This is a genomic window from Homoserinibacter sp. GY 40078, assembly GCF_008017545.1.
In the GTDB taxonomy this organism is placed as follows: domain Bacteria; phylum Actinomycetota; class Actinomycetes; order Actinomycetales; family Microbacteriaceae; genus Homoserinibacter.
Map to the genome: position 1 here is coordinate 1 of NZ_VRTZ01000002.1, position 16,968 is coordinate 16,968.

General features: G+C 71.3%; 18 protein-coding genes. 13 read left to right on the forward strand and 5 right to left on the reverse strand.

Annotated features, from left to right (window positions below):
* Nucleotides 1–223: DUF2510 domain-containing protein (locus FVQ89_RS08695; RefSeq protein WP_147901581.1), on the reverse strand; the 223-nt coding region annotated here is incomplete at its 3' end.
* Nucleotides 224–268: 45 nt separating this feature from the next.
* Nucleotides 269–826 (reverse strand): TetR/AcrR family transcriptional regulator, encoded by a 558-nt coding sequence (locus FVQ89_RS08700; protein ID WP_147901582.1) that lies wholly within the window; start codon nucleotides 824–826, stop codon nucleotides 269–271.
* A 122-nt stretch (nucleotides 827–948) separates the two neighbouring features.
* On the opposite strand from FVQ89_RS08700, the gene FVQ89_RS08705 reads away from it, so the two are divergent.
* The 11 genes from FVQ89_RS08705 (at nucleotide 949) to FVQ89_RS08755 (ending at nucleotide 11,977) form a co-directional block, all read left to right on the forward strand.
* A complete protein-coding gene (locus FVQ89_RS08705; protein WP_147901583.1) occupies nucleotides 949–1,761 on the forward strand; it encodes an alpha/beta hydrolase in 813 nt (270 codons plus the stop codon).
* A 107-nt stretch (nucleotides 1,762–1,868) separates the two neighbouring features.
* Nucleotides 1,869–2,225, forward strand: a complete 357-nt coding sequence (locus FVQ89_RS08710) for a TfoX/Sxy family protein (RefSeq protein ID WP_147901584.1) — start codon at nucleotides 1,869–1,871, stop codon at nucleotides 2,223–2,225.
* Nucleotides 2,226–2,438: 213 nt separating this feature from the next.
* Nucleotides 2,439–4,052 carry an ABC transporter substrate-binding protein gene (locus FVQ89_RS08715; RefSeq protein ID WP_187264978.1) on the forward strand — a complete coding sequence of 538 codons (1,614 nt, stop codon included), beginning with the start codon at nucleotides 2,439–2,441 and terminating at the stop codon, nucleotides 4,050–4,052.
* Nucleotides 4,053–4,128: 76 nt separating this feature from the next.
* Nucleotides 4,129–5,151 carry an ABC transporter permease gene (locus tag FVQ89_RS08720; RefSeq protein WP_147901586.1) on the forward strand — a complete coding sequence of 341 codons (1,023 nt, stop codon included), beginning with the start codon at nucleotides 4,129–4,131 and terminating at the stop codon, nucleotides 5,149–5,151.
* On the forward strand, nucleotides 5,148–5,993 hold the full coding sequence (locus tag FVQ89_RS08725) for an ABC transporter permease (RefSeq protein ID WP_147901587.1): 846 nt from the start codon (nucleotides 5,148–5,150) through the stop codon (nucleotides 5,991–5,993). The genes FVQ89_RS08720 and FVQ89_RS08725 overlap by 4 nt, the downstream gene beginning before the upstream one ends.
* Nucleotides 5,990–6,775, forward strand: a complete 786-nt coding sequence (locus tag FVQ89_RS08730) for an ABC transporter ATP-binding protein (RefSeq protein WP_147901588.1) — start codon at nucleotides 5,990–5,992, stop codon at nucleotides 6,773–6,775. Before FVQ89_RS08725 ends, FVQ89_RS08730 begins: the two co-directional genes overlap by 4 nt.
* The gene (locus tag FVQ89_RS08735) at nucleotides 6,762–7,586 is read left to right on the forward strand and encodes an ABC transporter ATP-binding protein (RefSeq protein ID WP_147901589.1); all 825 of its coding nucleotides are present in this window, start codon (nucleotides 6,762–6,764) and stop codon (nucleotides 7,584–7,586) included. Before FVQ89_RS08730 ends, FVQ89_RS08735 begins: the two co-directional genes overlap by 14 nt.
* Nucleotides 7,586–8,611, forward strand: coding sequence for a TIGR03619 family F420-dependent LLM class oxidoreductase (locus FVQ89_RS08740; protein ID WP_147901590.1), 1,026 nt, complete (start codon nucleotides 7,586–7,588; stop codon nucleotides 8,609–8,611). The genes FVQ89_RS08735 and FVQ89_RS08740 overlap by 1 nt, the downstream gene beginning before the upstream one ends.
* On the forward strand, nucleotides 8,608–9,801 hold the full coding sequence (locus FVQ89_RS08745) for a Xaa-Pro peptidase family protein (protein ID WP_147901591.1): 1,194 nt from the start codon (nucleotides 8,608–8,610) through the stop codon (nucleotides 9,799–9,801). The genes FVQ89_RS08740 and FVQ89_RS08745 overlap by 4 nt, the downstream gene beginning before the upstream one ends.
* Entirely contained in the window at nucleotides 9,798–11,021 is a 1,224-nt protein-coding gene (locus FVQ89_RS08750) for a pyridoxal-phosphate dependent enzyme (RefSeq protein WP_147901592.1), read from the forward strand. Before FVQ89_RS08745 ends, FVQ89_RS08750 begins: the two co-directional genes overlap by 4 nt.
* Entirely contained in the window at nucleotides 11,018–11,977 is a 960-nt protein-coding gene (locus FVQ89_RS08755; protein WP_147901593.1) for an LLM class flavin-dependent oxidoreductase, read from the forward strand. Before FVQ89_RS08750 ends, FVQ89_RS08755 begins: the two co-directional genes overlap by 4 nt.
* Nucleotides 11,978–12,001: 24 nt before the next feature.
* On the opposite strand, the gene FVQ89_RS08760 is transcribed toward FVQ89_RS08755, so the two are convergent.
* On the reverse strand, nucleotides 12,002–13,204 hold the full coding sequence (locus tag FVQ89_RS08760; RefSeq protein ID WP_147901594.1) for a CdaR family transcriptional regulator: 1,203 nt from the start codon (nucleotides 13,202–13,204) through the stop codon (nucleotides 12,002–12,004).
* 177 nt (nucleotides 13,205–13,381) lie between these two features.
* Here FVQ89_RS08760 and FVQ89_RS08765 point away from each other — a divergent pair, with 177 nt between their 5' ends.
* Together FVQ89_RS08765 and FVQ89_RS08770 are read left to right on the forward strand one after the other, a co-directional pair.
* A complete protein-coding gene (locus FVQ89_RS08765; protein WP_147901595.1) occupies nucleotides 13,382–14,554 on the forward strand; it encodes a pyridoxal phosphate-dependent aminotransferase in 1,173 nt (390 codons plus the stop codon).
* Complete coding sequence (locus tag FVQ89_RS08770) at nucleotides 14,551–15,417, forward strand: TIGR03619 family F420-dependent LLM class oxidoreductase (RefSeq protein WP_147901596.1); 867 nt, start codon at nucleotides 14,551–14,553, stop codon at nucleotides 15,415–15,417. The genes FVQ89_RS08765 and FVQ89_RS08770 overlap by 4 nt, the downstream gene beginning before the upstream one ends.
* A 4-nt stretch (nucleotides 15,418–15,421) precedes the next feature.
* Here FVQ89_RS08770 and FVQ89_RS08775 read toward each other — a convergent pair whose 3' ends face one another.
* Both FVQ89_RS08775 and FVQ89_RS08780 read right to left on the reverse strand, forming a co-directional pair.
* Entirely contained in the window at nucleotides 15,422–16,165 is a 744-nt protein-coding gene (locus FVQ89_RS08775) for an SDR family NAD(P)-dependent oxidoreductase (RefSeq protein ID WP_222706076.1), read from the reverse strand.
* Nucleotides 16,162–16,968, reverse strand: a complete 807-nt coding sequence (locus FVQ89_RS08780; RefSeq protein WP_147901598.1) for an SDR family NAD(P)-dependent oxidoreductase — start codon at nucleotides 16,966–16,968, stop codon at nucleotides 16,162–16,164. Before FVQ89_RS08780 ends, FVQ89_RS08775 begins: the two co-directional genes overlap by 4 nt.

A 16,968-nucleotide genomic window follows, 5' to 3' on the forward strand; every position in this document is an offset into this window, starting at 1 on the left:
CCACCGGTGCGACCTCCGGTGAGACGGGAACGGCGGGCGCCGGGCGCTCCGCGAGCAGGGTCGCGACGGGTGCGGCATCACTGCGGGCGGGCGCGCTCGGACGCGCGTGCTCGGTCCAGCCGGCCCCTGACCACCACCTCTCGCGGGCGGGGTCGCCGGGGTCGGCGAACCAGCCCGCTGAGGGCAGGCCGGATCCCGTCGACTCCATGACGTCTACCGTCACCGACTCCGGCCCCTGCTCTCTAGCCCCCGAAGGGGGCAGGCCCGCTCAGTCGAGCCCGGCGGACCGGCGTGCCGCCCCGACGAACGCGGGGCGCACCTCGCCCCATCCGTCGAGGTACCCGCCGACCATCGCCGCGTCGCGCAGCAGCACGAGCTCGCGGGCCCGGTTCTCGGGACGGTCCATCTCGGCCGCTTCGAGCAGCTGCTCGAGGGTGGTGCGGAACCACTCGCGGTGCCGCGCAACGGTGCCGCGCACGGCGCTCGCCGCATCCGGGTACTCGGCGGAGGCGTTGATGAACGGGCATCCGCGAGTGTGGTTGCGTGCGACGTCGTCGGCGAGCTCGTCGATCACGAGCGCCAGCAGGTCTCGGGGAGCCGCCCCGCTCTCGCCCGCGCGTGCGAAGGCCTCGCGGATGTGGGCGTCCTCGACGCCGAGGTAGGCCTCCACGAGGTCCTCTTTGCTCGGGAAGTGCCGGTAGAAGGTGGCGCGGGTGACGCCTGCCTCGCCGACGATGCGGTCCACACCGACAGCGTGGATGCCTTCCCGGTAGAAGAGCTCGGATGCGGTCGCCAGGAGGCGCTCGCGGGCAGCGGAGGATCTCATACACGAAATGATAGAACGATCTTTCTCTTTTTGCTTGACATGCGCCCCGCGGAGGTCTAGTTTCGCCTCAGACAAGAAAGAACGGTCGTTCTACAAGACGATCATCTGAAGGAGAAGAAGACATGACCGCCACCAAGCCCCCGATCGTCCTCATCCACGGGCTGTGGATGACTCCGAAGAGCTGGGACACCTGGGCCGCGTACTTCGAGGCGCGCGGGCACCAGGTCATCCGTCCGGGCTGGCCCGGTATCGACGACCGCGAGGTCGCCGACATCCGCCGCGATCCCGAGGCGCTGAAGGGGATCGGCCTGCGCCAGATCGCCGATCACTACGAGCGCATCATCCGGGAGCTCCCCGAGAAGCCCATCATCATGGGGCACTCCTTCGGCGGCCTGCTCACGCAGATGCTGGCCGACCGTGGCCTCGGCGTCGCATACGTCGCGGTGACCCCCGGCCAGCCGGCCGGCATCACCACGCTTCCGCCGTCGACCGCCCGCACGGGGTTCCCGATCCTCAGCAACCCCTTCCGTCGCAACGGCGCCTCGCCGATCTCGAAGGCGCACTTCCACTTCACCTTCGGCAACGACCTGAGCCGCGCCGCGTCGGACGCCATCTGGGAGGAGCAGGCGGTGCCGTCGTACAACCGGGTCTTCTTCGAGGGCGTCGCGGGTGCATTTAACGAGAAGGGTGGCGTCAGCCACGTGGACTTCGCCACGCCCGACCGCGCCCCGCTCCTCGTGATCACCGGTGAGATCGACCACGTGGTGCCGCCGGCCATCGGCAAGGCGATCGTCAAGAAGTACCGCGCGAGCGGAAGCCCCGCGATCGTGGAGTACAAGGAGTTCCCCGGCCGCACGCACCGCATCGTCTCGCAGGAGGGCTGGGAGGAGGTCGCCGAGTTCGCGATCGACTGGGCGACCGCGCACCTCGGCTGACGCCGTGACGCTCGGTGAGGGGCGACGATCCGATGACGCGGATCGCCGCCCCTCACCGCGTCCGCCGGCGGCTTCCGAAGGTCGGGGGCGGGTGGCAGACTCCCCGCATGGTGACCGAAGACGAGCGTCGGGTGGCCGATGCCTCACGTGAGCGCCTCGCGGGGCTCGCGGGTCCGTTCCTCAGCCGTCCCGGGGTCACCTGGGGGCGGATGTTCTCGACCGAGGGCCTCGGGGTGCGGGGCAAGATCTTCGCGGTCGTGACCCACGTCGGCGACCTCATGGCGAAGGTGCCGGAGGCGCGGGCCGACGAGCTCGTCGCCGACGGCAAGGTGACGCGCATGATCATGCGTGGCCGCGAGATGCGGGAGTGGGTGGTCTCACCCGCCGACGCCGACGACGCCGCATGGATCGCATTGCTCGATGAGTCGTACGCCTACCTCGACGCCATCACTCCGGGAGGGTGACACATTTCCCCGGTGTTTCAGGAGAGGCCCGGGGCGCGGATCTTCGTGACGCGTCACAAGAGCGATTGACGGAGTTTGTCGCTCGTTCCGATGAATCGGCCATCAGGGTGCCCGGAGACTGGCAATGTCGCCACAGCCGACGGCAGCCGCGCTCCATCTGCTGCACCCTCCGGCGCCCGTGCCGGAACCGACTCTCATTGGAGGCACCCGCCCGTGTTCCCGCCCCGTCGACGCATCTATGCGTCCGCAGCACTCGCCCTCACCGGCCTCATCGCGCTCAGCGCGTGCTCGGCCGGAGACTCCGGAGAATCCGGAGACGACGGCACCAAGAAGCCGCTCGTGATCAGCCTCGACAGCTCGGTCGACATCCTCGACCCGCAGGCGTGGCGCACGCCCGCCTCGATGGTCACGACCGGCAGCCTCGTCGAGCAGCTCATCGAGCAGACCTACACCGCATCCGGAGACCTCGTGCAGATCGGCACGGCCGACGGGTTCGACCCGGCGCTCGCCGAGAGCTTCGAGTACTCCGAGGACGGCAAGGTCCTCACCCTGAAGCTGCGCGAGGGGCTCACCTTCCAGGATGGGTCGCCGCTCACCGCCGACGACGTCGTCTGGACCTTCCAGCGCGGCCTCGAGGGCCCCGGCTACATCAAGGTGCTCTACCCGATGGTGGGCATCACGAGCGCCGACCAGTTCGTCGCCCTCGACGACCTGACCGTGCAGATCACGACGCCGTTCGCGACCCCGCTGCTGCCGAAGATGCTCGCGATGCAGCCCTTCGGCATCCTGTCGCACGAGTCCGGCGAGGCGAACGCGACCGACGACGACCCGTGGGCCGGTGACTGGTTCCGCGAGAACGACAACTCCTCCGGGCCCTACACGGTCTCGTCCTACGACCCGACCACGAGCATCACGCTGACCCCGAACGAGTCGTACTACGACCAGGACTCGATCATGAACTCGGGTGTCACGATCCAGTTCGTGAGCGACCCGGCGCAGCGTGCGCTCCTGCTCCAGAGCGGTGAGATCGACCTGGCGCAGGGCCTCCCGCTCGACCAGGTGGCGGAGCTCGAGGATGTCGACGGGCTGACCGTCGTCTCGGAGGACTCGAACCGACTCGAGTACCTCGGCTTCAACACGAGCATCGCCCCGTTCGACGACCCGACGGTCCGTCAGGCGATCGCGAAGGCGCTGCCCTACGACACCTTCGTGAGCGACGTGCTCTACGGCTACGCGAAGCCGTCGACCGGCATCGTGCCGTCCGGGATGGTCACCCACTCCGACGAGGCGGGCGAGTTCACCCAGAACCTCGACGAGGCGCGTGCGCTTCTCGAGGAGGCCGGGGTCGGCGAGTTCTCGACGACCCTCTCGTTCAAGCAGTCCTCGGCGGTCGAGACGCGTGCCGCCGTGTTCATCCAGTCGGCACTCGCCGAGCTCGGTATCACGGTCGAGGTCACCCCGCTTCCGGACGCCGAGTTCACCCAGCGCACCAACGCACGTGAGCTGCCGATGTACCTGAACAACTTCCTGGGCTGGGGAGCCGACCCGTTCTACCAGATGAAGTCGCTCGTCGGCAGCGGTGCGGGCACCAACTTCACCACTTACGCCAACGAAGACCTCGACGCGCTCATCCAGAGCGGATTCGAGACCTCCGACGAGGCGGAGCGTGAGGCGATCTCGGCCGAGGCGCAGAGCGTCATCTACGACGAGATGCCGATGGTGCCGATCTGGAACCCGGACTGGACCTTCGTGGTCCGCGACGGTGTCTCGGGCCTCACGAAGGACAACACCGAGCAGCTCCGGCTGCAGTACCTCACCAAGGAGTGAGGTCGAAGGAGCCGACCGGGATCTGGCACCCGGTCGGCTCCTTCTCCGTTCCGTTCTCGACCACTGAAGGCACCCCGTGATCCGCTACCTCCTCCGCCGTGTGGGCATCTCGCTCATCACCGTGGCGGGCCTCGCGCTCGTGGTGTTCCTCGTCGTCCGCATCCTTCCGGGCGATGCCGCCGCCGCACGGCTCGGGCCGGAGGCGAGCCCCGAGGACATCGAGGCGCTCCGCGCCAAGCTCGGTCTCGACCAGCCGCTCATCGTGCAGCTCGGCGACTACCTGTGGGGCCTGCTCCACGGCGACCTCGGGCTCGCCGTCTCGACGGGCCGCCCGGTCGCCGACGAGCTGTTCGCCCGCCTCCCCGCGACCATCGAGCTCGCCGTCGCGGGACTCCTCGTCGCGCTCGTGATCGGTTTCCCGCTCGGGATGCTCGCCGCCTCGCGACGGGGACGCGCGAGCGACGCGATCGCGCGGGTGTTCGCGGTGCTCGGCTCGAGCATGGCGCCCGTCTGGCTCGGGCTGCTCCTCATCTTCGGGCTGTATTCCGTCGCGCGGATCTTCCCGGGTCCGGTGGGTCGGCTTCCGATCGGGATGCCGCCGCCCGAGCACATCACCGGCATGTACGTGCTCGACGGACTGCTCACCGGGAACTTCGCGGCGACCGGCGAGGCGCTCCGCTACCTCGCCCTGCCCGCCCTGACCCTCGGGCTCGGCGCGTCCGCCGCCGTGCTCAAGATGGTGCGCTCGGCGATGATCGCGACCGCCGAGAGCGGATTCGTCCGCACCGCCCGCGCCTACGGCGTGCCGGGGCGCGAGATCCTGTGGCGCGACCAGCTGCGCAACGCGATGCTGCAGGTGCTGACCGCGATCGGCCTGGTCTTCGGCTTCCTGCTCGGTGGCAACGTGATCGTCGAGCGGCTGTTCAGCTGGCCCGGGATGGGCCGGGTCGCCTACGACGCGCTCGGCAGCAACGACCTCGAGCTGCTGCAGGGGTACGCCCTCATCATCGGAGTCATCTACATCGCCCTGAACTTCGCGGTCGATCTGCTCTACGGAGTGATCGATCCGCGCATCCGCCTGGGAGGACGCTCCTCGTGACCGCACCAGCCGCACCCATGCGCGCGACCGCGACCGAGTCGCGCCGGCCGCGTCGCCGTCGTCCGTTCCTCGTCGTCGGCACCGCGATCATCGGCGCGCTCGTCGTGCTCGGCGCCGTCGGTCCGCTCTTCGTCGCGGACCCGGCCGCCCTCGTGGCTCCCGGGTTCCAGCCGCCGTCGGCCGAGCATCTGTTCGGCACCGACAGCTACGGCCGCGACATCTTCGCGCGCTCGGTGCACGCGATCTGGATCGACCTCGCCCTCGGCGTGAGCGTCGCCGTGCTCGCGATGATCGTCGGCTCGGCCGTGGGGGTGCTCTCGGGCTACATCGGCGGACGCTTCGACGACGTCGTGATGCGGCTCGTCGACATCCTGATGGCGTTCCCCGGCTTCATCCTCGCGATGATCCTGCTCGTCTCGATCGGCGACAGCATCCCGAACCTCGCCATCGCCCTCGCGGTGGCGCAGATCGCCCCGTTCGTGCGCCTCGTGCGCGCGAAGGCGCTCAGCGAGCGCGAGCTCGAGTACGTCTCGGCCGCGCGGGTGTCGGGGTCGCGCTGGTATCGCACCGCGTACCGTCACGTGCTGCCCAACTCGATCCGCCCGGCGGCCGTGCAGTTCACGCTCGTCTGCGGCTACTCGATCCTCAACGTCGCGGGACTCGCCTACCTCGGGGTCGGCATCCACCCGCCCACCGCCGAGTGGGGCGTGATGGTGGCCGAGGGTGCCGCCAACATGCTCACCGGGCAGTGGTGGACGGCCTTCTTCCCGGGCCTCATGATCGCGATCACCGTCATGGCCCTGCACTTCATCGGCGACGAGCTGGCGGGAGACCCGCGATGACCCGGCTGTCCATCGAATCGTTGAGCGTCGAGGTCGAGTCCTCCGGCGCCCGGATCCTCGACGACGTCTCGCTCACGATCGGCGCGGGCGAGATCGTCGGCCTCGTCGGTGAGTCGGGGTCGGGCAAGTCGATGACCTCGCTCGCCACGATGGGCATCCTGCCGCGGGGGCTGCGCGCCACCTCGGGACGCTTCCTCGTCGACGGAATCGACGTGACCGACGCCGCGAACCGTTCGGTGTCGTCGCGGTTCGCGATGATCTTCCAGAACCCGCGCGACTCGCTGAACCCCCTCATGCGGGTCGGCGCTCAGATCGCCCGGATGGTGAGCCTCCACCAGGGGCTCGACCGGAAGGCGGCGCAGGCGGAGGCGGTCGACCTGCTCGGCCGGGTGCACATCGCCGATCCCGCCGCGGCGGCGCGCAAGTACCCCCACCAGCTCTCGGGCGGCATGTGCCAGCGTGTGATGGTTGCAATGGCACTGGCCTGCCGCCCGAGCCTCCTCATCGCCGACGAGCCCACGACGGCGCTCGACGTGACGGTGCAGGCGCAGATCCTCGACCTGATCGTCGAGCTCGTCGAGCAGACCGGATGCGGCGTGCTGCTCGTCACCCACGACCTCGGCGTGGTCGCCGAGACGTGCGACCGGGTGAACGTGCTCTACCGGGGCGACCTCGTGGAGCACGGCGCGACGGCCGAGGTCTTCGCGAACCCGCAGCACGAGTACACGCGGTACCTGCTCGAGTCCGGCCGGGAACTGGAGGTCGGCGATGGCGCTGCTTGAAGCCGAGGGCCTGCGCAAGGAGTTCACGACGGGCCGCCACACGGTCGTCGCGCTCGACGGCATCGACCTGTCGCTCGAAGCAGGTCGCACCCTCGCGATCGTCGGCGAGTCCGGATCCGGCAAGTCGACGTTCGGCTCGATCGTCGCGGGCCTGCAGAGGGCCGACGCGGGTGAGCTGCGCTTCGACGGACGCTCGATCGGCCACGGCCGGTACCGCGGAGCGTTGCGTCGCGGCATCCAGATGGTCTTCCAGAGCCCGCTGCAGTCGCTCGACCCGACGTTCACGGTCGAGGGCACGCTCGCCGAGCCCCTCCGGCTGCTCGCGGGGATGTCGCGCGCTGCCGCGAACGCGCGCATCGACGAACTGCTCGACCTCGTGCACCTGCCGCGCGAACTGCGTCGTCGCCGCCCCGGCGAGCTCTCCGGCGGCCAGCAGCAGCGCGTCGCGATCGCACGAGCGCTCGCGCCCGCACCGCGGCTCGTGGTGCTCGACGAGCCGACCTCGGGCCTCGACCAGTCGGTGCGCGGCCGCATCGTGTCGCTGCTACGCGAGCTGCAGTCCGAGACGGGCGTCGCCTACGTCTTCATCACCCACGACATCGATGTGGCGGGCGCGATCGCCCACGATGTCGCCGTCATGCAGCGTGGGCGGGTCGTCGAGCTCGGCCCCCGCGCATCCGTGCTCGAGTCGCCGACCGAGCCCTACACCCGGGCGCTGCTCGACGCGGTGCCCACCATGGACCCCGGTCGCCGTCGTCGGCGCGCGGCCGCCCCGGAGGCCGAGGCCTCCCCGACCCGCGAGGAGATGTGATGCGATTCGGACTCGGAGTGCCGACCGGTACCGAGGGGCTCATGTACCCGGTGCCGTACGCCGACCCGGAGCAGGCCGTCCGGCTCGCGGTCGAGGCCGAGCGCCTCGGATTCGACAGCGTGTGGGGCAATGACCACGTGACGACCCAGCGCTATGTGCGCGAGGAGTTCGCCGATCCGCCGCGCTACTACGACCCGTACGCCTACCTCTCGTACGTGGCGGCGTCGACGACGACGCTGCGGCTCGCGACCGCGATCACGGTGTTCGCGTTCCGCAACCCGGTGGTGCTCGCGAAGCAGGCCGCGACGCTCGATCAGCTCTCGGGCGGCCGGTTCATCTTGGGCGTCGGCATCGGCGCCTACCGCGAGGAGTCCCTCGCGATGGACCCGGACCGCGAGCTGCACCGCGGTACGCACGCGGAGGAGTACCTGCAGGCGCTCGAGCTCCTGTTCTCGGAGCGCCGCGCGAGCTTCGAGGGGCGCTACGTGCACTTCGAGGACGTCGAGAGCTTCCCGAAGCCCCGCCAGGCGACCTTGCCGATCCTCTCGGGCGGCAACGCGGTCGGCTCGCGCGAGCGCGCGGCGAAGTACGGCCACGGCTGGATCCCGGCGGTGCTGTCGCCGGAGGAGATCGCGGCCGGGCTCGCCGAGATCCGGGACATGGCGGCCGCCGCCGGCCGGACGCTCCCCGCGGACTTCGACGTCGCCCCGCAGTTCTCCGTCGCGCCGGGACGCGACACCGCATCCGCCCTCGCCGCCTTCGAGACCTCGCAGCTCGCGAACCACATGCGCTCGCTCTCGAAGACGACCCTCAAGGGCCAGCAGGACGACTGGGTGAACCGCAACCTCGTCGGAAGCCACGAGCAGATGCTCGATCAGGTCCGCGCCTACGCCGCGGCAGGCGTGACGACCATGTCGGCGCTGCTGTTCGCCTGCAACACCGTCGAGGAGACGCTCGACATGATGGCCGACTTCGCCGAGAACGTCATCCACCCCTACCGCCGCGAGATCGGAGCCACCGCGTGAGCGCGCGCCTCATCGACCCGTCCCTCATCGCCGCCCGTCGCGACCGGCTGCGTCACGCCCTCCTCGGTGCGCCCTTCGACACCGTGCTCACCTTGAGCGGGGCGAACTTCGACTACGCCACGGGATACCGCAGCGTCTCGGCGACGGTGCACGGGATCTCGCCGCTCGCGGCGCTCGTGCGTGCCGACGAGCTGCTCGTCGTGGGGCCGGTCTCCGACAGCGCCCCCGGCTTCGATCAGGGTCTCGTCGAGGGCGACTTCCTGGCGTACGGCCGGTTCTACTTCGAGTCGGATGGGGGCCGTGCCGAGGCCTCCCGCCTCGTCGAGCAGAACGCCGACTACGGCTCGGCGATCGCGGCGGCGGTGCTGCGTCTGGGGCTCGGCTCCGCGCGGATCGGCCTCGACGAGCGCGCCTGCCCGGCGCCGCTGCGCGCGCAGCTCGCCGAGCTGCTGCCGGGCGTCGAGTTCGTGGACGCGAGCGACTGGCTCGCGGGCGTGCGGGCGGTGAAGCTGCCCGGCGAGGTCGACCTCCTGGAGCGCAGCGCCCGGATCGTCGAGTCGGCGATCATCGCCGGCATCGAGGCGGCCGGGGTCGGCGTCACGGAGGCCGAGATCGCGGCCGTCGTGAGCTCGCGCATGGTCGCCGAGAACGCGGAGCCCCGCTTCGTCGTCGTGACCTCGGGCCCTCGGTCCGCGCTCGCGGACGCCTACGCGACCGGACGCGCGCTCGAGCGAGGCGATCTGCTCCGCTTCGATGTGGGCGGCATGTACGAGGGCTACTGGAGCGACCTCGGCCGCACGGCGGTCGTCGGCGAGCCCACGGCGCGCCAGACCGCCTACTACGACGCGATCCTCGCGGGGGAGGACGCCCAGTTCGCGCTCGCCGCCCCCGGAGTCCCCGCCGAGGAGCTCTTCGACCGCGCCATCCAGGTCGTCGAGTCCACCGGCGGGCCCGCGCCCTACCGCCGTCAGCACTGCGGCCACGGCATCGGGCTGGAGGTCTACGAAGCGCCTATCGTGCGTCCGTCGAGCCCGACCCTGCTCGAGGCGGGCATGACGTTCTGCTTCGAGACCCCCTACTACGAGCTCGGGTGGGGCGGGATGATGGTCGAGGACACGCTCGTCGTGACCGACCACGGCATCCGGCTGCTGACCGACCGCGCGAGAGGGCTGACGGTGATCCCCGCATGAGCGCGTACCTCGGCCACCTCGTCCACCCGATCACGGGGGAGCGCGTCGACGAGGCGGACGCGTACCTGCCGACCGAGGTCGAGGGGGCGAACGTCTACGCCGTGCCCGCCTACGAGCTCTCGCGGCTGCGCGGCCTCGAGACCACCGACGATCCCGGGATCTTCCGCTATCGGCCCTTGCTGCCGATCGCCGACGGTCCCGTGGTCTCGCTCCACGAGGGCGGTACCCCGCTCGTGGCGCTTCCCGGGCTCGGAGACCGCCATGGGCTGCCGCGCCTCACGGTCAAGGACGAGTCGCGCAATCCCACGTGGTCGTACAAGGATCGCCTCGCCGCCGTCGCGGTCACGAAGGCCGTGCAGGAGGGGCGTGACACCGTCGTCGTCTCGAGCACCGGCAACCACGGCGCGGCGGTGGCGGCCTATGCGGCGCGCGCGGGCATCCGCTGCGTCGTGCTCACCCTCGCGTCGGTGCCGCAGGCGATGAAGACCATGATGCAGAGCTTCGGTGCCGAGGTCGTGGCGCTCGAGAAGCCGGCGGATCGCTGGGTGCTCATGCGCCAGCTCGTCGAGCAGCGCGGCTGGGCGCCGATGTCCGGGTTCGTCGGCCCGCCTTCCGGGTCGAACCCCTACGGCTGCGAGGGCTACAAGACGATCGCGTATGAGCTGCACGCGCAGCTGGGCGATGTTCCGGATGCGGTGATCGCGCCGGTGGCCTACGGCGACGCGATCGCGGGGTTGCATCGCGGCTTCGTCGACATGGTCGAACTGGGACTGACCTCGCGTGTGCCGCGACTGATCGCCGCCGAACCGTTCGGGCCGTACGGTCAGGCGCTGCGTGACGGCTACCGTCCGGACGCGCAGATGCCGGCGGGCGCCTCGGTCGCGTTCTCGATCGCGACGCCCTATGCCACGTGGCAGGGCTGGAACGCGCTGCAGGCGACGGGTGGTGCCGCCGCCTCCGCGGACGACGACGCGACGATGGCCGCCCAGCGCGACCTCGCGGCGCTCGACGGCATCTTCCTCGAGGCCTCGTCGGCGATCACCGCCGCCGTACTGCCCGAACTCGTCGAACGGGGAGAGCTGACCGCCGATCAGAGCGTCGTGCTGCTCGGCACCTCCACCGGCCTCAAGGATGTGCCGACCGCGGCGGAGCGTCTTCCCGCGGTCTCCGTGATCGAGCCGGAGCTCGCGGCTCTCGACCGCGCGATCGACGCCGCATGAGGATCGGCGTCGCCCCCTCGGGTCGCCGTAGCGCGGCCGACGCCGTGACGCTCGCGCGTCTCGCGGAGGACGCGGGTCTCGACGAGGTGTGGGTGAGCGAGGACTACCTCGAGCGCGGCGCATTCGCGGTCGCCGGGGCGATGGCGGCCGTGACGAGCAGAGTGCGCGTCGGTCTCGGTGTCGTGAACCCGTGGACCCGGCACGTGGCGCTCACGGCCATGGAGGCCCACGCGCTCGACGAGGTCGCGGACGGACGCAGCGTGCTCGGCATCGGCGCGAGCAACAAGGGCTGGATGCAGGACCGCCTCGGCATCCCGTTCGAGCGGCCCATCGCACACCTCGCCGACTACACGCGCGGCCTGCGCACGCTCCTCGCCGGGGAACGGCTCGTCGGCCGGATCGGCGGGCAGGACGTCGACGCGGCGCTCGACGCGCATCCGCCCCGGAACGTGCCGATCGTGTGGGGCGTCAAGGGCCCCCGGGCGCTCGAGCTGTCGGCCACGGAGGCCGACGGTGTGATGCTCTCGGTGCTCTCATCGCCCGACTACGTGCGCTGGGTGCGCGAGAGCTACCAGCCCCGTGACATCGTGGCCTATGCCTCGTTCGCGGTCGACGCGGATCGATCCGTCGCCCGCGAGCGTCTGCGGGCGCACACGGCGCGCTTCCTCGGCATGCACGGCGCCTCGGCCATCACGGAGCGCGCCGGCCTGAGCGCGGAGTTCGCGACCGCGTGCCGTGAGCGATTGCTCGCCGGGACGAGTGCGGCGGATCTCGTGGACGACGATGTCGTCGGCGCGGTCACGGTCTCCGGCACGGTCGACGACGCGGCCGCCGCCCTGCTCGCCCACCGCGACGCGGGCCTCGACTCGCTCGTCGTCATCGACGACGGCTCGGCCGACCCCGCGGAACTCGTCGCGGGGATCGTGGCCGTCGCCTCCCACGCGGGCCTCGGCTGAGGCCGAGCCGCCCGCGGCATCCGGTCAGCTCGCGTCGAGCGCGAGCACGACGCGCGCGATGTCGCGGGGGTCGTGCAGGTCGACGCCCGAGAGCTCCTCGATGCGCCTCAGCCGGTACATGACCGTGTTCTTGTGCAGGTGGAGCGCCGTGGCCGTCGCCGCGAGCGAGAGGCTCGTGTCGAGGTAGCAGCGGAGCGTCTCCTCGAGGTCGGCGCCGAGCGGTGCGAGGTAGCGTGCCCGCAGCTCGCGAAGCAGGTTGTTCTCCCGCTCCGCGAGCACCTCGAGCAGCGTGTCCACGTAGCGCACCGCTCGGCGCGGCTCGGTGTCGTCCACGATCTCGAGCGTCTGGATGGCCTGGCGGCACGACATGTTGAGCTGCGCGAGTCCGAGGCGAGGTTCGCCGACGGCTGCGCGCACCGGATCACGCAGGGCCGTCTCGGCGATCGCCTGCTCGACGACCGGCACGATGTCGGCCGAGCTTCCGGGCCAGGCGAGCGCCAGGAGCGCGATCGGCCCCGCGTCGATGTGCACGGTACCGGAGAGCGTCGTCGCGCCCGTCGCCGAGGTGAGCCGGAAGACGAGGTGGTGCCGCACGCGCTCGATGGCCGCCGGGTCGGCATCGCCCGCGAGGGAGGCGGCGACCGCCACGAACCGGGTCTGGTCGGTGTCTTCGAGGCCGAGTACGCGGGCGAGCTCCTCCACCTCGGCGGCGTCGATGGGCGAACCGATCGCGAGGCGGCTGAAGAGCGTGGGCTCGGTGAGCAGGTTGCTGGCCGAGATCTGCTGCTGCATCGCCGTGTAGGCGTTGAGCATGGCGAGTTCGAGCCGATCGAGCATCTCGATCATGGTGACGCGTCCCGCGCGGGCGTGCGACGGCCGCACCTGCATCCGGGAGCACCAGCCGGTGTACTCCTCGCTGAGGGTGCGCTCGGCGATCCGGAACGACTGGATGAGCGCGGCGTGCGAGACGCCCTGCAGCGCGCGCCGCTCGCCGTTGCGGGCGCAGCGTGCCAGCTCCTCCGGATTCGGGTCGCGGTCTTCGAGCAAGCACACCATGACGTTGTGGATGTTCTCGCGGATGCGGTCGGCGAGGTCGCCGCGCTCGAGCAGCAGCGTCGAGTACGGGGGGACCGTCTGCCAGACCCGGTCGACGATCGCCGACATGAGAGCCTCGAAGTCCTTGAGCATCGCGCGGGCGACGCGCTGCACGTCCTCGGTCACGGGCATGGCGGCGTCGCCTTCCGGTGCCGCGAGGAGTGCATCCTCCTACGGTAGAGGGATTCGCTGGGGGATCGCCCTGTGTGCTTGCGAGTGTCAGGAGATACGGTCATCCGCTTTACGAAAGTAAGGATGAGTGGGGCACGTGCAATACGTTCGTAACGTCGTCTCGATAGTGTGCCTATCATGCAGCAACCGAGCGCGGCCGCGGCCACACTTCCGGCGTCCGGCATCCGCGAGATCGTGAACCTCGTCGTCGATGACCCCGCCGTGCGTCGCCTCGAGATCGGCGAGCCGGACGCCGCGACTCCGCCGCACATCCTCGAGGCTGCGCGGCGTGCCCTCGAAGGGCGTCTCGGCTACGTGCAGAGCGCCGGTATGCCGGTTCTGCGGGAGGCCATCCGCGACCGGCTCGAACGCGTCTCGGGCATCCAGGCGCCGCTCGAGCGCATCATCGTCGGGCAGGGCGCCGTGCAGGCGATCGCCGCAGTCATGGCGGCCGTGGTCGGGCCGGGGGACGAGGTGCTCGTACCCGACCCCGCGTGGCCCGTCTACGAGATGCAGGCGCAACTGCTCGGCGCCCGCCCCGTGCGCTATCCGCTCCGCGCCGAGAACGGCTATCTTCCCGACCCGGACGAGCTGCTCGCGCTCACGACGCCCCGCACACGCGTGCTCGTGCTGAACTCGCCCTCGAACCCCGCGGGCTCCGTCGCGCCCGCAGCGCTCATGGAGCGTCTCGTGCGCGACGCCGCCGCGCGCGGAGTGCTCGTCATCTCCGACGAGGTCTACGACGAGATGGTCTTCGACGGGACGCACGTCGGCGCGCACGCCTTCGCCCCCGACTCGGTGGTGAGCGTCTTCTCGTTCTCGAAGACCTATGCGATGACGGGGTGGCGCGTCGGCTACGCCGTGGTCCCGGCACCGCTCGCGGTCACTCTCGAGCGCGTTCAGGAGACCCTGCTCTCGTGCGTTCCGACCATCGCCCAGCATGCGGCGCTCGCGGCGCTGCAGGGACCGCAGGACAGCGTCGCCGCGAACCGCGAGCGGTACCGTCGCCGCCGCGACGCGGCCGTCGCGCAGCTCGCCGCGGGTGGGATCGCAGCGCCCGCCCCGGGCGGCGCGTTCTACCTCCTCATGCCGCTCGCGCCCGGTGCCGACTCCCGCGCAGCAGCTCTGGATCTCGCCACCCGCGGGGTGTCGGTGGCGCCCGGATCGGCGTTCGGTGATGTCGCCCGCGACGTCTTCCGCCTGAGCCTCGGCAGCGCGGACGACGTGCTCGCCGAGGGCATCGACCGTATCCTCGCCTGGTACGGCGAGAGCGACGGGGGCCTCCGGCCCACAAGAGAGGCGGCGCGATGAGGATCGGCACGCGGCTTCCCACGACGGGCCCCGACGCGAACCGCGCCGGCATCGTCGACCGCGCGCGCGAGCTCGAGGCAGCGGGCTTCGACTCGCTGTGGGTGAGCGACCACGTCGTCCAACCCGAGACCATCCAGAGCCGCTACCCGTACTCCGCCGACGGCACGACAACGTGGGATCCCGCGATCCCGCAGGTCGAGGCACTCGTCGCGCTCGCGGCCGTGGCGGCCGTGACCGAGCGGGTCGAGCTCGGCACGGCGGTGCTCGTCGTTCCGCAGCGGCAGGCCGTGCTGCTCGCGAAGCAGCTCGCGAGCATCGACGCGATCGCACCGGGCCGCGTCGTGCTCGGCGCGGGTGCGGGGTGGCTCGCCGAGGAATTCCAGGCGCTCGGTGCCGACTTCGCGCGGCGCGGAGCGGTGCTCGACGAGACCATCGACGTGCTCCGCGACTGCTGGACGGGCCGCCCGCCCGCGCGCACGGGCATCGCCGTCGACCTGCCGGCGGGAATCGTCGTGGCACCTGCGCCCGCTCAGTCGATCCCGGTGCTCGTGGGCGGCATGAGCGGTCCCGCGATCCGCCGGGCAATCGCCCGCGGCGACGGCTGGATCGCGCAGACCTCGTGCACCGCCGAGGGTGCGGCCGAGGTGGTGCGGCTCGCCGCACGGCTGCGGGAGGAAGCGGAGGTGGCGGGTCGCACGGCACCACTGCGCATCGCCGCCCGCCTCTCCGGGGGTGACGCGCAGGCCGCCGCTCTCCTGCTTCCCGTTCTCGCCGCCGCGGGCGTCGACGACGTCGTGCTCGACACCCCGCCCGCGGGCGACGCAGCCCGTGCGATCGAGCTGCTGCGCGACACGCTCGCGTGAGGGCTCAGCCCCGCGCGGTCCAGCCGCCGTCGACCGGCAGCACCACTCCCGTAACGTACGACGCGTCGTCGGAGGCAAGGAACGCCACGGCCGACGCGATCTCGTCGGGGTCGGCGGGGCGCGCCATCGGCACGCCCGAGAGCAGCTCGGCGCGCTTCACCGGATCGCCGAGGCTGCCCGCCGACATCGCCGTGTCGGTGACGCCCGGTGCGACGGCGTTCACCCGGATGCCCGCGAAAGCCCAGTCGACTGCGAGTGAACGGGTGAGCATCACCACGCCGCCCTTCGAGCTGGCGTAGGCGGACTGCCCGGGCAACGCCTTCGTGCCGTTGACGGATGCCACGAGAACGATCGAGCCGGGCTCTCCGGCGTCGAGCAGCTGACGTGCGACCGCCTGCGCGCACAGGAACGATCCGGTGACGTTCACCTCGAGCGTCCGGCGGAACGCCTCCGCCGAGAGCTCGGCGGCCGGTGCCCCGATCTCGATGCCGGCCGAGCAGACGAGCACGCGGGGGAGGCCGAGCTCCTCGCGCACCGAGGCGACAGCAGACGTCACTGCCTGCTCGTCGGCGACGTCGACCCGATAGCCGCGGTGGCCGGATCCGGGGAGCGCCGCTGCGATCGCTTCGGCCGCATACCCATCCCGGTCGAGCACCGCGACGGTGTCGCCGCGTTCGGCGAGGGTGCGGGCGATGCGCGCGCCGATACCGGCTCCGCCTCCCGTGACGACCGCCACGCGTCCGCTCACGACAGCCACCCTCCGTCGACGACGAGCGTGTGGCCCGTCACGTAGGCCGCCTCGGAGGACGAGAGGAACGCGACCGCGTCGGCCACCTCGTCCGTCTCGGCGAGGCGCCCGAGGGGGATGCGCGTGCCGACGAGATCGGCCGTGCCCTCGTCCGAGAGCAGGCCCCGCACAAGCGCGGTGTCCATGGTGCCCGGTGCGACGGCGTTCACCCGCACGCCGCTCGGGCCAAGCTCGCGCGCGAGCGCTTGGGTGAGCATCCGGATGCCGGCCTTCGAGACGTCGTAGGCGGCCATCGGCTGCGACGAGGCGGTGAACGACGACGTCGAGGCGACGTTCACGATCGAGGCCCCGGCCCCGGCCCCGGCTCCGGCTCCGCGAGCGACGAGTGCCGGCGCGGCGGCGCGGGCGACGAGGAAGGGCCCGCGGAGGTTGATGTTCATGAGCTGGTCCCAGCGTTCGGGAGTGGTGTCGGCGAGCGACGCGGCGAACGCGATGCCGGCGTTGTTGACGACGGTCGTGAGCGGCAGGCGCTCGGCCCACTGCGTCACGACGCGCTCGACTGCGTCCGGGTCGGCGACGTCGAGCGCCTCACCGTGCGCGTCGGCGCCGAGCGCACGCAGTTCGGCGACGGCCGCCTCGATGGCGTGCCGGTCGAGGTCGGTGACGATCACGGTGTCGCCGCGGCGTGCGAGGCGGCGGGCGATCGAGGCGCCGAGGCCGCGCGCGGCCCCGGTCACGAGAGAGACGGAGCCGAGGGGCCCACTGTGATCAGCGAGCCCCTCGGGGTTGATGGATGCGGTCAT

Excerpts from the sequence above, each read along its gene's own strand:
- FVQ89_RS08700 (WP_147901582.1), bottom strand. The coding sequence starts at position 826 with ATGAGATCCTCCGCTGCCCGCGAGCGCCTCCTGGCGACCGCATCCGAG.
- FVQ89_RS08705 (WP_147901583.1), top strand. The coding sequence starts at position 949 with ATGACCGCCACCAAGCCCCCGATCGTCCTCATCCACGGGCTGTGGATG.
- FVQ89_RS08710 (WP_147901584.1), top strand. The coding sequence starts at position 1,869 with ATGGTGACCGAAGACGAGCGTCGGGTGGCCGATGCCTCACGTGAGCGC.
- FVQ89_RS08730 (WP_147901588.1), top strand. The coding sequence starts at position 5,990 with ATGACCCGGCTGTCCATCGAATCGTTGAGCGTCGAGGTCGAGTCCTCC.
- FVQ89_RS08735 (WP_147901589.1), top strand. The coding sequence starts at position 6,762 with ATGGCGCTGCTTGAAGCCGAGGGCCTGCGCAAGGAGTTCACGACGGGC.
- FVQ89_RS08740 (WP_147901590.1), top strand. The coding sequence starts at position 7,586 with ATGCGATTCGGACTCGGAGTGCCGACCGGTACCGAGGGGCTCATGTAC.
- FVQ89_RS08750 (WP_147901592.1), top strand. The coding sequence starts at position 9,798 with ATGAGCGCGTACCTCGGCCACCTCGTCCACCCGATCACGGGGGAGCGC.
- FVQ89_RS08755 (WP_147901593.1), top strand. The coding sequence starts at position 11,018 with ATGAGGATCGGCGTCGCCCCCTCGGGTCGCCGTAGCGCGGCCGACGCC.
- FVQ89_RS08760 (WP_147901594.1), bottom strand. The coding sequence starts at position 13,204 with ATGCCCGTGACCGAGGACGTGCAGCGCGTCGCCCGCGCGATGCTCAAG.
- FVQ89_RS08765 (WP_147901595.1), top strand. The coding sequence starts at position 13,382 with ATGCAGCAACCGAGCGCGGCCGCGGCCACACTTCCGGCGTCCGGCATC.
- FVQ89_RS08770 (WP_147901596.1), top strand. The coding sequence starts at position 14,551 with ATGAGGATCGGCACGCGGCTTCCCACGACGGGCCCCGACGCGAACCGC.
- FVQ89_RS08780 (WP_147901598.1), bottom strand. The coding sequence starts at position 16,968 with ATGACCGCATCCATCAACCCCGAGGGGCTCGCTGATCACAGTGGGCCC.